The 14,530-nt window shown below is 27.8% G+C and carries 18 protein-coding genes; 1 reads left to right on the top strand and 17 read right to left on the bottom strand.

The window, feature by feature from the left end; genetic code table 11:
* Positions 1-41: 41 nt before the first annotated feature.
* Positions 42-686: a class II glutamine amidotransferase gene (locus XO11_RS09640; protein WP_232223937.1), complete on the top strand. Its 645-nt coding sequence runs from the start codon at positions 42-44 to the stop codon at positions 684-686.
* 41 nt (positions 687-727) lie between these two features.
* Here the strand turns inward: XO11_RS09640 and XO11_RS09635 are convergent, their stop codons facing one another.
* The 17 genes from XO11_RS09635 to XO11_RS09555 are packed head-to-tail and all read right to left on the bottom strand — an operon-like array spanning position 728 to position 14,529.
* Positions 728-2,995: an outer membrane protein assembly factor gene (locus XO11_RS09635; protein WP_014297408.1), complete on the bottom strand. Its 2,268-nt coding sequence runs from the start codon at positions 2,993-2,995 to the stop codon at positions 728-730.
* Complete coding sequence (locus tag XO11_RS09630) at positions 2,996-3,544, bottom strand: ATP-binding protein (protein WP_014297407.1); 549 nt, start codon at positions 3,542-3,544, stop codon at positions 2,996-2,998.
* Positions 3,532-4,257, bottom strand: a complete 726-nt coding sequence (locus tag XO11_RS09625; RefSeq protein ID WP_014297406.1) for a PHP domain-containing protein — start codon at positions 4,255-4,257, stop codon at positions 3,532-3,534. Before XO11_RS09625 ends, XO11_RS09630 begins: the two co-directional genes overlap by 13 nt.
* A gap of 4 nt (positions 4,258-4,261) precedes the next feature.
* On the bottom strand, positions 4,262-4,594 hold the full coding sequence (locus XO11_RS09620; protein ID WP_014297405.1) for a hypothetical protein: 333 nt from the start codon (positions 4,592-4,594) through the stop codon (positions 4,262-4,264).
* Between the two features lie 10 nt (positions 4,595-4,604).
* Positions 4,605-5,540, bottom strand: a complete 936-nt coding sequence (locus XO11_RS09615) for a CBS domain-containing protein (RefSeq protein ID WP_014297404.1) — start codon at positions 5,538-5,540, stop codon at positions 4,605-4,607.
* Complete coding sequence (locus XO11_RS09610) at positions 5,540-5,908, bottom strand: DRTGG domain-containing protein (RefSeq protein ID WP_014297403.1); 369 nt, start codon at positions 5,906-5,908, stop codon at positions 5,540-5,542. The genes XO11_RS09615 and XO11_RS09610 overlap by 1 nt, the downstream gene beginning before the upstream one ends.
* The gene (thyX, locus tag XO11_RS09605; RefSeq protein WP_014297402.1) at positions 5,905-6,588 is read right to left on the bottom strand and encodes an FAD-dependent thymidylate synthase; all 684 of its coding nucleotides are present in this window, start codon (positions 6,586-6,588) and stop codon (positions 5,905-5,907) included. Before thyX ends, XO11_RS09610 begins: the two co-directional genes overlap by 4 nt.
* Positions 6,575-7,777 (bottom strand): lipopolysaccharide assembly protein LapB, encoded by a 1,203-nt coding sequence (locus XO11_RS09600; protein WP_014297401.1) that lies wholly within the window; start codon positions 7,775-7,777, stop codon positions 6,575-6,577. The genes thyX and XO11_RS09600 overlap by 14 nt, the downstream gene beginning before the upstream one ends.
* Positions 7,778-7,787: 10 nt before the next feature.
* A complete protein-coding gene (locus XO11_RS09595) occupies positions 7,788-9,167 on the bottom strand; it encodes a DUF342 domain-containing protein (RefSeq protein WP_014297400.1) in 1,380 nt (459 codons plus the stop codon).
* Between the two features lie 3 nt (positions 9,168-9,170).
* On the bottom strand, positions 9,171-9,581 hold the full coding sequence (locus XO11_RS09590; protein ID WP_014297399.1) for an ATP-binding protein: 411 nt from the start codon (positions 9,579-9,581) through the stop codon (positions 9,171-9,173).
* A gap of 11 nt (positions 9,582-9,592) precedes the next feature.
* Positions 9,593-10,393, bottom strand: a complete 801-nt coding sequence (locus XO11_RS09585; protein WP_014297398.1) for an epoxyqueuosine reductase QueH — start codon at positions 10,391-10,393, stop codon at positions 9,593-9,595.
* Entirely contained in the window at positions 10,386-10,910 is a 525-nt protein-coding gene (locus XO11_RS09580; protein WP_014297397.1) for a ComEA family DNA-binding protein, read from the bottom strand. Before XO11_RS09580 ends, XO11_RS09585 begins: the two co-directional genes overlap by 8 nt.
* Entirely contained in the window at positions 10,894-11,676 is a 783-nt protein-coding gene (locus XO11_RS09575; protein WP_014297396.1) for a hypothetical protein, read from the bottom strand. Before XO11_RS09575 ends, XO11_RS09580 begins: the two co-directional genes overlap by 17 nt.
* On the bottom strand, positions 11,673-12,671 hold the full coding sequence (locus tag XO11_RS09570; RefSeq protein WP_014297395.1) for a 3-dehydroquinate synthase: 999 nt from the start codon (positions 12,669-12,671) through the stop codon (positions 11,673-11,675). Before XO11_RS09570 ends, XO11_RS09575 begins: the two co-directional genes overlap by 4 nt.
* Positions 12,672-12,678: 7 nt before the next feature.
* Positions 12,679-13,647, bottom strand: coding sequence for a histone deacetylase family protein (locus XO11_RS09565; RefSeq protein WP_014297394.1), 969 nt, complete (start codon positions 13,645-13,647; stop codon positions 12,679-12,681).
* The gene (gene rpiB, locus XO11_RS09560) at positions 13,644-14,087 is read right to left on the bottom strand and encodes a ribose 5-phosphate isomerase B (RefSeq protein WP_014297393.1); all 444 of its coding nucleotides are present in this window, start codon (positions 14,085-14,087) and stop codon (positions 13,644-13,646) included. Before rpiB ends, XO11_RS09565 begins: the two co-directional genes overlap by 4 nt.
* Positions 14,065-14,529 carry a helix-turn-helix domain-containing protein gene (locus XO11_RS09555; RefSeq protein WP_075780755.1) on the bottom strand — a complete coding sequence of 155 codons (465 nt, stop codon included), beginning with the start codon at positions 14,527-14,529 and terminating at the stop codon, positions 14,065-14,067. Before XO11_RS09555 ends, rpiB begins: the two co-directional genes overlap by 23 nt.
* Position 14,530 lies beyond the last annotated feature (1 nt).

Raw genomic sequence — 14,530 nt, 5'->3', positions numbered from 1 at the left:
TGTATAATTCAAAACTAAAAGGGGGGATTTTTTTGTGTAGAATGATTGGTTATTCATTTAAAAAAAATGAAAATATAAATTTTTTGTTTAATCATTTGAAGACTATGGCGAAGGATGGAATTAAAGCTCCTCATGATGATGGCTGGGGGATTGCAGCTTTTGTTTCTGATAAGGAAGTGGTTTTTCATAAATCCATGCAACCGGTTTTTAATGAAGATGATTTAAATATAGAATCATACCTTGGTATGATTCATGCAAGGAAAGCTTCTGATAATCTTGAAAAAACTTTTTTACAGTTGCATCCATATTTTATAAAAGATACCTTTTTTTCACATAACGGGACAATATATCTCGATAAGATAGATAATGTTTTTGGTACAGATAGCTTTGAATATTTTAAGGCTTTGTATGATTTTAACAATTTCAATGATTTAAAGGAAAAGATTAAGGAGTTTATTTCTAAAAATTCTTATTCGGGTATAAATTTCTTAATGATTAGAAATAATGAATTATATGTATTTTGTAATTATACACGCACAGAAGATTATTTTACTCTGTGGTATACAGAAAATGATACAGGGTTTATTGTTGCTTCTGAAAAAATGGATAATTCATTTATCCCTTTTGAAAATGGTATGCTGGCAAAAATAGTTAATGGAAAAATGGAAAATATTCTTTATATTTAATTAAAAAGGGTTGTTCTTTCGAACAACCCTTTTTCTTTTTATTAAAATACAGGACCAAATCCAAATGCCCATTTAAATTTATTCTCTTTATCAAATACACCTTCAAATCTAACTGGACCTATCATTGGTAAAGTAATTTTTATACCAGCGCCATATGCCCATAGAGGATCATAATTTAGATTGTCCCCAGCATTTCCTATATCAAAGAATATATATGCATCTACTGGAACTGCCTCTTTCTGTATTTGATATTGAATTTCAGCATTGTTTAAATACATGATATTTCCTTTTCTTTCTGAGAAATTATATCCTCTTACTGTATACATTCCGCCTATATAAAAATCGTATAGGTTAAAGTCATCTTTTACATATCCTGCTTTTAATCTGTCAGCAAATGTAAATTTGTATAATGTATAGAATTCTTTAAATTCTGTATATCCACCATAATAATATTCTTCTGTGTTTGATATATTTAAACCACCAAATGATTGTAATGTATAATATGTTCCATTATATGGTCTAAATGGATAGTCGAGACGTGAATATGTGTATCCCAGACCACCTGAAATCTCTTCTTTTTTGTCTATTATTAGTGAATTGTATTCTGTTTTACTATAACTTAAATTCATATTTAAATTATTAAAGCTATTAAAGCTATATGATGGAGAAAAGCCTATTGAAAATTTATTTGTTACTGTAGCTAATCCGCTTATATTCTCTTCGGGAATACCTGCATTTTCATCATATAAACCATAATTGAAGTTAACTTTCATGGATAAAGGTGTATTATTTATTTTGGTAATACCATAACCCAAATTGAATAAATATGTTTTTGAAAGAGGATTTATATTTGTTGTTATATTGTAAGATTGTCCATATCCAAGAGGATTTTTCCATTGTAATTCTAATTGACCAAAGAATCCCATATACCATGGTGCATTTTCAGGCATGGTATATGTAATACCACCTACAAATTTTCCAGGTTTGTTTTTTTCTGTAATATCAATTTTAAAGTCTATTTTGTCTTCGTGTTGAGCATACGGATATACATTTACTTTATCAAAAAACCCTGTTCCTGATAAAGCATAATATGTATCCTGAATTGCTTTTGTAGTAATAACTTTACCTGTTTTGAGTTTTATTCCTGAATTTATTAAATAGTCTTTTGTTTTCTTTTCTGGAGATACATTTATATCGATATTTCCAACTTTGTATTCCAATATTTTAATAATAAGCTCTCCATTTTCAAATGATGTATTTATATTAACAAATGGATATCCAGAATTTGTATAATATTCTTTTAATCTTTTTATTCCATTTAAAACTGTTATATTATCTACTGTTGCATTATTACTAATTCCAACTTTATTCAATTGTTCTAATAATTCAAATGTTTTTAAACTTTCATTATTTATAATTTTTATTTGTTTTATCTTTTCCGGTTTTTCTATGATTTTTTTTAATTCACCACCAATTACCAGTACAAGATCTCCTCCTGGAGTTTTTGAAATATTTGTGGCATTCATGGTTATTTGTGTTTTTTCAGAAAAGTATGGTAATTCTCTTAATTTCTGGAATATTTTTTGCATATCTTCCATTGAAGGATATGTTTCTTTTGAATCTTCCCTGAATAAGAAAAACTTATTTTCCCAATCTTTTCTAAATTCAAAACCAAATTCTTTTTTTAATTCTTTTTTATCAAGTTGAGAAATTTCATCCTTTAATTCTATATCCCAGAGATCATATTCTTTTATTACATATACCAATGTATTTTTATCTGTTTCTTTTTTGTCTATCATCGTTGATTCCAATGTCAACGAATCTGAGGAGATTTTTATATTACTTGATATCTCAATGTATGGATATCCCTGTTCATTATAATATTTCTGTATTTCTCCAAGCCCTTTTTTATATTCATTTAAATTTAAAGGTAATTCTTTTTCAGTATAAACTTTTGTGGCAATTTTGCTTAAATCCAATAATTTATCTCCAAGAACCTTAAATTCCACTTTTTTTACAACAGGATTTGTTTTGAAAGTAAAGGTTAATTCACCACTTTCTTCATCATATTTATAATTTATATATGAAAAATATGGATATTTTTTTTGAATACTTTCAATGGCCAATTTTAAGTCTATATCTCCCACTATAGAACCATCTTTAATATCATAATCACTTAATACTTTTTCAATATCTTTTTTGAGGAAATCAACATTTCCATCATATACAACTTTCTTTACATTCATAAGAGCAAAAACGTTTAAAGCTCCTATAAGAAACACAAGAATCAACAATAAGCTTTTCTTCATCTAAATACCTCCCTTTATTTCTTTTTCCAGTTCAATTATATATTTTTTTAATGTCATTATTTCTTGCGGTTTTGTTAAATCAAAGTTATCATTTATTATTTGAGAATTTAAATAATATCCTTTTTTTTCATAATATCTATAAATCTCCCAATTAAATTCATATGACATGGTTAATACATTAATCAGCATTGATGGGATATCACCTATTGGCTGGCAATCTATATTTTCGAGATTAAAATCCGCTATTACAGTTGTCCCAACGTCTTTTTTTGAGTTTATTATAAAAGTTCCATCTGTTTGTTCCAATGATTGTTTTAAAAATGCAAGTCCTAATCCAAATTTTTTCTTTCTCTGTTTTTTAGTAGTATAAAATGGATCAAGAGCCTTTTTTAATGTCTCCTGATCCATCCCTCTTCCATTATCTGAAATTGTAAATCGAAAATGATTTTTTGTTTCAATGATTATTAAATATCCTTTATTTCCTCCAGATTTAACTGCATTTTCACCAATATCCATAATATGATCTGCTATTGTTCTTAAGGTTGCCAAAGTGGTTCCACCTTTCCATTTAATAATGCTTTTTTAAATTCTTCATATGTTCTTCTTTCCGATTCTATTATACACGAAGGTATAAGCTGTTCTGGAAAATGTGCATCGGTGTTATGTATAAATCTATTAAATCCCAATTGTTTTGCCATCTGTTTTTCTTTTTCAGATTTTACTTCTACGATTTTTATATTTATATTCTCAGGAGGTAACCCAAGATTTGTTATCAAACCTGCATATCTAAATATATGCGCAGGAATAAACATACTTTCATATTTTTTAGATAGATTATAAACCTCTTCTATTGTTAAATCTGTTGAACTGCCTAAATACGGCGTCTTAATTATTTCTATTAACTCACCTTTTTCATTTGCCAATACCTGATACCCAAGTTTTTCAGGGTCATATTCTTTTATAATAAGTTTAGATTCTATTATTTTACCAAATTCTTCTGCATCATCAATTTTTTTAAAATAAACAAGTATGTGTATTTCTTCCCTGGTTGTAACTTCAATCCCGGGAATAACCTTAACATCTATTTTAGATAAAACGTTTTTATATGTTTTTATGTGTTTTGTTGTATTATGATCAGTAATTGCTATCCAGTTTAAGGTTGTTTCAGAAATTTTTTCAAGAAAAATGTCTGGAGTCATTGTAATATCAGCACATGGTGATAAAACTGTATGTATATGAAAGTTCCCATAAAATTTTGCCACTTTATCACCTGTTAATTAAGTTATATATTTCACCAGTTGTTTCGAAAATATTCTTTTTGCTTTTTAAAAGGGTTATTTGATTTTCTTTTGCCTTTTCAATTGTTTCTTCAGCAAAGTTAAATCCTTCTGGAATTATAATAACTTTCGCTCCAACAATAGAAGCAACAGCTATTATATTAGGATGTGTTTGATGGGTAAGCCATATGCTTTCTTCTGGCGCATTTCTCATTATTTCGCTTAATAAGTCACCTATATATCCATTCTTCACTTCTGTTTCTTCATCATGAACATATATTTTTTCTATATATTCTCTTTTTAATATATCTTTTATTTTCATAAAATCACCCCTATTTAAAGAATAACATTTCTATTATTACCCCTTTTCCACTTTCTGATATTATTGTCATTTTATCAGAAAATCTTTTCATGTTTGGAAGACCCATTCCTGCACCAAATCCCTGCGCTCTTACTTCTTCTGTTGCTGTTGAATATCCTTCTTGCATTGCCAGTTCAACATTTTCTATTCCTTTTCCATAATCTTTTATAAGCAATCTTATACTATCTTCAAGCTCCCAACAATATATTTCACCATATGATTCAGAATGTATTACAACATTTGCCTCTGCTTCATATGTAGCTATGGAAATTTTTCTCACTAATTTTTCATCTATTCCTTTTTTCTTTAAAAATGATTTAAGTCTTGTTGCTCCTATTCCTATTTTTGTGATATCATTATAATCTATTTTAAATTCAAAAGACGCCGTTTTATTCTGTAATATATCTCCTGTAAGTTTGGATATATATTCTTCCCTGTTAAGAACCTTTTCACGTCTCTGATCATGTACGTATATACTTCCTAACTTACCAAATAACCATGTTATTACATCATATTTGGTAATTATCCCAACAACCTTCCCTTCATTGTTTAAAACAGGATATCGACCATATTTATGGCTTTGTGATAATTCAACAAATTTTGATAATGTATCCTCTTCATTTATTGTTACTACACTTTTTGTCATCCATTTTAATACAAAATCTGATAAGTTTCCTTTTTCAAGAACTTTTATTATATCTTCAATGCTAATTATCCCAACAAGTTTTAACCCTTTTTTTACAACAGGTAATCCGGATATTTTCTTTATTTTCATAATATCCTTTACCTGTCTTATTGATGTTTCAGGAGTTACTACTATAGCCGGTGATGTCATTATTTCACCTATTTTGGTGTTTGAAAATATTTGCAATAATTTTTCAACTAATTCCGTTGGTTCACCGGGCATTATAAACTCTCCTCATCTGTTTTCATTGCATCTTTTATTCCCAATTTGTATAATTTTACACAAGCATAAAACATTGAATAATCTGTTGTTAAGAGAGGTATTTCACAATCTTCTATATTTTCTAAAAATGTTTTAGGTATTGTTTTACCTCTTACAAATAATATAGCTCCTGCCTCTATTACAGAGGCAGTGGTTAATGTTTGTGGTGTTGTTAAACCAGTAACAAGCAGCATTCCCGGTGTTGAGAATGCTAAAAAGTCACTCATTAAATCTGATGCTCCTGCAAATTTTATATCTATATCTTTATAATTTTCAGGTATATGTATAAACTTTGCTTTTAGTTCTTTTGCAAGTTCTTTTAGTTTCATTTTAACAAATCCCCTCTATATTCAAATTTCATAAATGCCTCATATGTCCATGGAAGTTTTTCTTTAAAGATTTTAGCTACAGCTATTGCGTATTGTTGTATTTCCCATTGTGCATGAGAGTCTGCCCTTAAATTTAAGAAATTCATTAAACTTCTTGTATTTACTGTCCAGTAAAACTGCGTGTATTGTCCAACAGGCAAAACCATTCTTGCCATTTCCCTTGCAACACCTAATTCCATTAATTTATTATATGCATTATATGTTTCTTCATATATTTTTTGTATTATATCCAGAGCTTCTCTGGTTAAATTTTCATCTTCAATTTTATTTGAACCCTGTTTATTTTTTGTATCCTGAACTCTGATATGGTCAGGAATATAAAATTCTTCTGCATATTTTGTGGTATATCTTCTTGAGATTTCATTATAACTGCCTATTCTATGTCTCATCCATTGTCTTGCAATAAATATTGGTGTTTTTATATGAAATGTAAATACCTGATGTTCAAATGGACTGTGATGTTTGTGTTCCATTAAATAGAAAATAAGCTTTTTATCTCTTTCATCTGTAGATAACTCTTTTCCGTATGAAACACGTGCTGCTCTTACTGCAGCTCTATCGCTACCAAGCATATCAACAAGTTTTACCAATCCTTTATCTAAAATCTTAATTTCTTCCATCTTCGTTTTCCCCTTCTATTTCATTTTGAAGTTTTTCCATTTCTTTTTTTTCTTTCCATTTTTCATAGAATATTATTATCCCCAATGCCACTACAACAAAAAGAACAAGTGGCAGAACATAATTTAACATAACATGTATTTTAATTTCATTTCTCAAATCTTCTAACGCTTTTTCTGCTTCATCTGATAGTTTTCCATCTATTGTTAATGCTTTATTTAACGATATTCTTGCAAGTGTTTTGTATTTTTCTCTATCAACTTTTAACATTGCAAGAGCCCATTTTGACAATACCCTTCCATTATCAGGTATTATTTGAAGGGCTTTTTTATAATAATTCATTTTTTGTGTATATGTTTCTGATATATCACCCAGTAATTCATAACTTAAAGCAAGTATTTTGGAATTACGTGTATTTGGAATAATTATTTCTTTTAAGGTTTTTTCAGCTTTTTGTGTATCATTAAGGTAAATATAGTAATTAACTATTATAAGCATTAAATCCATTGAAGGTTCTGGCATGTCTATATATGTATGAGCTATTTCTCCAAATAATTCTTTATCTTCTTTATATTTTTCAAGATATCCAGCTATTTTTATATAAGTTTCTATTATTTTTCTATTATCCGGATATGTTTTTACACCGTTTTTTATAAGATTATATGCATCTTCTTTGTTTCCATATATTCTGGATTTAAATAAAAAATTCGATTTATAATAAATCGAAAATGGTGTGTTACCATATTTTTTTTCAATATATTCTATTTTATTTAATATTTCTTTTGCTAATTTTGGATCCCCTGTTATTTTCCATTGTTTATATTCAAATTCTAATAATAATATGTTTATAAGTGGATCATCTGGATATTTTTTTAATAATTCTTTAAATCGTTCTATTGGCTTTAATGTTGTTATTGGATTTACACCGGACATTATATCGAATATTTCTTTTTCTCTGTAGGTTAGAAGATTGTTGTATTTTGCTCTTAATTCATTTGCAGCTTTTAAATACCCGCTATAATTTTTTTCGTAATAGAGTTCAAAATATGCAAATGTTTTTACCGCTACATTTTCAGAATCCATTAATTTTGTTATATCAAATGTTTTTAAATATGTTTCAGCAATGTTTTCAGCATTTATCCCTATAACCACATACACCGTTATTAATAATAATAAGAACGCTTTTTTCATACCATCCCCCTTAACTCTCGCTGTATCCATACATTTGAATTTTATTGTCTATATTCATAAGTTTAACCTTACTAATAGGTTTTTCTGTTGTAAATTTCTTATTATTAATAGTAACTTCTACCCCAGGATATAACATCTTCCTTGCAATTACAACACCTGCATTTTTTGATTCCTCTATCGCCTTTTTTAATTCAAGAATTCTCTTTTTATTTCCTTCTATTTTTGCTTTTAATAATGTTGCTCTATCTATCATTTTTTTAGCATACATTATATTTTCATTTTTTACTTTCATCTTTTTTATTTTTGACATTATGCTGTTTAGTTGTGGAGTTATTGCTTTAAGTTCTTCAGCGTTTTTCTTTGTAATCTCAATAAGTTGTTTATATTCATTATATAATTTAGGATCAATCCCAACTTCTATTACTGTTCCAACACCCATAGGACTTCCTAGATAATATGCATCAACCATATTTAAAGCTTTTATTTCACCACCAACTATTTTGCTGTTGTATCCATCGAGTATAACCTCTTTTGCAGAAGTTACCTGACAATTTATAAGTGATTTATCTATTTCTATTTTTTCTTCAGCTTCTAAAATAGCATTTTCCGCAAATTTCGCTGTAATATTTTTTGCTTTTATAAAACCTTTATTTCCACCTTTTATTCCATTTATTTTTACATTTTTCTTAGATACAACTTTTGCAGCTTCTACTTCTCCATATATTTCTATATCTCCTTCAGCTTCAACAATAAACCCCGGTTTTACTGAGCCTCTGATTACAACTTTACCCGGGAAATTGATATTTCCTGTACTAAAATCAACATCACCATTAACTTCATATACTTCTTCTATTTCAATATGAACTGTTCCATCCATATCTTTGCTTATTCTTAATTCTCCTGATGCCATTGCTATAATATTTCCATCTTCATCTTTATCCACATTTTTTTCAAGAACGACTTTTGCTTTAGGTCCTGGTAATCCCGGTATTTCTTCGCCGGTTACATCTTTCCCGGGTTCTCCCAGCGTAGGTGGATGAATTACCCCTATCTTATCCCCTAATTTTACTGTAATTATATTTTTTGCAAATTCCCTAAAGTCTATTTTTTTATTATGGGTTAAATCCTGTTTTTCCTCTGAGAGATCAAAGATTTCAACATATCCAGGTTTACCTTTTTTTGGGGGTATTGCTTCAGCAACAACTATGCTCTCGTTATAGGTTGGTTTGAGAGCCAGTTCTCTTAGAACATCATATTTAATACCATGCTTTATGCCTGCCTGTTGTAAAGCACGCAATAATTCGCCGTCTGATGAAATTCTTCCATCGTATATTAGAGTAAGATATGCTTTTAATCTGTCATCTGATATTTTTATTTTAGTTATAGCCATTTGTTAATCCCCCAGACTTTTTTCTAAAATTAGCAAATTCCCTTCCTCATTTATATCTTTCCACATCATATGGTCAAAAACCTGAGAAATTATGTGTACTCCCAATCCATGTTCCTTAATATCGTCTAAATCCCTTGATTTAACCTCTTCCAGATTTATTTTTTCTCCATAATCTCTAATATATACTTTAAAATTCTTATTTTCAATTTCAAATATTATATCGACTGTTTTTGTATTATCATAATTATAAGTATGTTCTATTACATTGGCTACAGCTTCATTTAAAGCCAATTCCATAAAGAATATCTGTTCTTCATCTTCATAATCATTAAACTTTAAAAAATACTTCATGGCTTCTCTTAAAATTTTTATATACTTCACATCGCTGTTTATAGTTATTTTCAATCTTTCCATACCTATCACCTTTAAATTACTATAAATTTTGATTTCCAATTTCCTATTTTATTTCTACCATTTTTGATCTTTAAATCTCTCGCTATATCCTTTTTTATAATGATTATTCTTGGTTTTAAATCCTTTATTATTTCAAGACCGTTTTCATATAAATATTTAGGATATAGTTCTTCAGGGATTTTCAGAAGTTCTTTGTTCATTAGATGCTCAAAATCAAAATCAAGCACTTTTTTGAGTCTTTCCTTTCTTTGTTCGTAAGACTTTTTTCTTAATTGTTCTGCTTCAATTAATGAAAATTCACATCCACAATATTGTTGCCTGTATATATTATTAGCCTTACAAAATTTTGCTCCCTCTGAAATAGCATTGTTTGATCTGAAATTATTGTAATAGAACATTATATTATACTTGTTGGCCAGTTCATTACCTATTCTTTTTATTTCATCATGGCTTTTTCGGGGACTTGACAGCAATGTTGTGGAAAATATTTTATATCCTTTTTCTTTTGCAAGTTGAGCTGTTTTTTCCATCCTTTGATACATGCATTTATAGCATCTTTCTTTTTCATTTTTTACATCAACATTTTTCATTAATTCTAAAAATTCTTCATGATTATATTCGCTTTTTAATTCTTTAAATTTCCACATTTTTTTTAATTGTTTAAATGCTTCATATCTTTTTATGTATTCTTTTTCAGGATATATATTGGGATTATAAAAAAAAGTATCGTATTCGATATTTTCTTCTTTTAATCTTTTATGCGCAAGAACAAGATCCGGGGCACAACATACATGTAATAGAATTTTATTCAAACTCTACAACCCCCTTTAATTTGTTTATCTGGCTATTTGTAAGTCCTATATTTTTTAAGTCTTCTTCATTTCTTATTTTTGTGTATTTTCTGTATTCTATAATTTTTCCGGCACTTACCGGTCCTATTCCCGGTATTTCAATTAATTCTTCATATGTAATATTATTTATATTTTTTTTCTCTTTTTTCTTTAAAATGATTTTGCTTTTTGAAAGATATACGTATTTCCTTATTTTTTCATATGTTTTTTCACCTATTCCTTTTATTTTCATTAAATCTTTTACTGATGAAAAACCATATTTTTCTCTGTATTGAATTATTTTTTTTGCTGTTTTAGGACCTATTCCTGGAATTTTTGTTAATTGTGTTTCACTCGCTGTATATAAATCTATTTTTATTTCACCGTTTAATTCTTCTGTTCTTTTATTCCCAGTTTGAATATAAAATATTCCCCCAAATATTGTTAAAAAGAATATAAGACTTATGATAAAAATTGTTTTGCTATTCCTGAACACCATTCTCACCTATTAATGTAAAACTCTTTAAAAATCTATCTTTTACACTTATACCTGTTAATTGTTTTATTTTTTCATCATCTATGCTTTCAAGATAATTTTTGGCAAGGGTTATATCAGGAAATAATCCTGCACAAATTGCAAAATAACTTTTCCCACTGTTTTTAAAATGCCCTTTGTAAACAAAAACAGGAATTCCAGCATTCCTTAATGTTAATGTCGTGAAAAATGCATCTTCTTCTTTTAAATATAATCTCATTTGAACTGTAAATACTTTTTGAATATTATCGTTATTTTTGTTTTTTATGCTAAAATCTTCCGAATATACTGAATATAGGTTTGTTGCTATATTGGTGATAAAATATTCTTTATTGAATTCAAGGTTAGATACACTTTTTCTGAAAGCTTCTTCATAATTCATTAATTTTAATCCACCAAATGTATTATCTTCGAAACTACTTTTTGCTTTTTTTACAAGATAAAAATAATCTATTTTCTGATTTTCATAGATTCCTTTTGGTTTTATATTTAAAAATTTTTCTATTTCTTCTATATTTAATTCGTAGTTCATATTATTTTCTATTTTTTTATTTCTTCCATTACTGGAAATTATATCTTTATCTTTTAATTCATAAATTTTTAATTCGAGATTCTTTATTTTGTATTTTAGATATATTGTATACGAAGTAAGCAATGCGACAAATGTTGGTAATAATATAACCATTATTGTTATAAATATAAGAGCATAATTTTTTTGTTTTTTTATCACAAAAATCCACCTCTAAAATGGTTCTTGATTTCTTTTAAAACTATATTAAGTTCATCATATGTGGTTTTATAATTTATTATTCTTCCTGAGGATGTAAATAAAACAAACTCATTGTTGAAATTTGCTTCGTCAAAATTAAGATATTCTATATTTTTGTATTGTATATCAAAATTCTCTATTAATTCCTTTTTTATTTCTTCAAATAATTCATATTCTAAAAATCCAAAATACCATGACATGTATAACTCTATTAAAAAGCTCAATCCAAAAATATCAAGAAAATTTCTATTAATACCTGTTTTTTTATTATAAAATAATTTAATTATATTTTCCCCCGGAAAAACTTTTGACTCATTTTCTATATAATATACCCATTGTTTCAGAGAATAATATATAAACTCCTCCAGATCTATATCGGAAAAGTTTAATTTTGAATAATTTAGAGCTATTTTAGATATTCTGGAATTTAAAACCCTTCCCAATAGATAAGGAATAACAAATCCTTTTTTTAGTTCCTGCGGAGATAAGCTTTCAAAAAAGGTTGTATCTATTATTATTGCATCAGGATATCCTTTCTGCACTAAAAAATCCTTTTTCCAGTTAAAATTTAAATAATATTTTCCTCTTAACGGTGGCATTATTGCTGATTGTAATGTTGAAGGAAAATATATATATTCATTTCTTCTTTCAAAGCTTTCCATGGTATATCCAAGTAAATCTATTACGCTATATCCTCCTACTATCACAACATTTTTTATATTTTTATCAGATAATTTCATTATTAAAGACAGATATTTATCAAAACTCTTCAAATTTTCATTACCTATTACAGAAATGCTGTTAGAAAGATTTAATTCATCTATGAGTTTTATTTTTTTATCATATATAATGATATTACTTTTCTTGACGTTTATATATTCTTTGTATTTCCCCTTTTTTATTATTATTGGAATACTTTTTCCTGTGCCAGGGTTATAATAAATACTTTTCAACATTTCCACCTCATGTTTTTAATCCGTCCATAAATCTGGTTATAACTTTTTCATTTATATTTATATTAAAACCACCTTCGTGTACAATTAATTTTGGTACATTTAAATACGAGAGCATATTTCCCATTTCTTTATAATCCTCTTCTTTTAAGTTAAATGTGGTATCTGGATCTTCATAATGTGTATTTGTTCCAAAAGAGATTATAAGAAAATCTGGATCAAAATCATCTATTTCCAGCAATGCTTTTTCAAGCACTCTTAAATATACTCTTCCATTTATTTCATCTTTTAATGGAAAATTTATATTATATCCTTTTCCTTCACCTTCACCAATTTCCCATTCATAACCCGAAGTATACGGATAATGGTTTGAAGGATTTCCATGTATACTTATTGTTAATACAGTATTGTCTTCATAAAAGATTTCCTGAGTTCCATTGCCATGATAGAAATCCAGATCAAGTATTGCCACGTATATATCTCCGTTTTTTTGAAGATATCTTGCTGCCAATGCTGCATTATTGAAGTATGAATATCTTCCACAATGGGCAATACCTGCATGATGCCCCATTGGCCTTGAAAGTGTATATACAAGTTCTTCGTCTTCTAAAAGATAAGATGCGCCTGTTAGTGCACATTTTGCACTAATCCAGGCCATCTCAAATGTATTTTTGCTTATTGGTGTAATTGAATCCATACACATGTCATATCCAACTACTGTTGAAAAATATTCCTGATTTTCATTTAAAGTATATTGTTTTTCTTTAAGCCAGCTTACATAATCCGAAGAATGCACAAAGTATAAATAGGATCTTGAAAAATCCCTTGTACTTTTAATGATGTTGCCATATTTTAATTGAATTACTTCTTTTATTACTTCAACTCTTCCTGGTTTATCTTTATTATCTACTATTTCAAATCCATTAAATTCATTTTTGGGAGAATAAAATACATGACGGGGATCATAGATTACTTTCATAAGTTTTCCTCCATTTCGGATATAAGGTTTATCCTTCTTTCGTGTCTCCCTCCTTCAAAATCTGTTGATAAGAATGTATCTACTGTCCATTCTGCCAGTTCAAAACCCATTGTTCTTCCACCAAGAACCAATACGTTTGCATTATTATGTTGTCTTGCTAGTTCTGCCATTTTTGGATAGTATGCAAGTGTAGCTCTAATCCCTTTTACTTTGTTAGCTGCTATAGACATTCCTAAACCTGTTCCACACATTAGTATACCATAATCAACTTCATTATTTACAACCTTATCACAAACTTTTTTTGCATATACAGGATAATCCACTCTTTCTTCTGTTTCCGGTCCCATATCAATTACTTCAATACCTTTTTTTGATAAATATTCTTTTAAATGTTCTTTCATTTTAAATGCTGCATGATCAGAACCTATAGCTATTTTCATCTAAAATCACCTCACTAATTTTTATTGTTCCTATTATTTCAAGATTTTCATTTACAATTAGAATAAAATCGCTACTAAAATCTTTATATTTTTCAACTACAAAAACATTATAAAAATTATTGATTTTTCTTATTGTTAAACTACTTATAGTTTTAAGGTAAAATGGTGTGGAATAAAGTTTTAATTTATTTTCAGCAATTTCTCCATGAACTTCTATAAATCCACTTTTTTCGTTCTTTAATATATTTATTCCTCTTGATTTTCCTGATAATTCTATATATCCTTTTTTTTCAAGGGATTTTAATTGAGAATATACCGTCGATACGCTTTTTAAATTTAAATATTCCGCTATTTCCCTCATCGACGGTGGATATCCCTTTACATTAATATAAAAATTGATATATTCATATATTCTCTTCTGTTTCTCCGTTAATCCTTTCATA

It is taken from the genome of Marinitoga sp. 1138, from assembly GCF_013363265.1.
GTDB classification, from domain to species: domain Bacteria; phylum Thermotogota; class Thermotogae; order Petrotogales; family Petrotogaceae; genus Marinitoga; species Marinitoga piezophila.
This window is presented reverse-complemented; position numbering and strand designations above follow the sequence as displayed.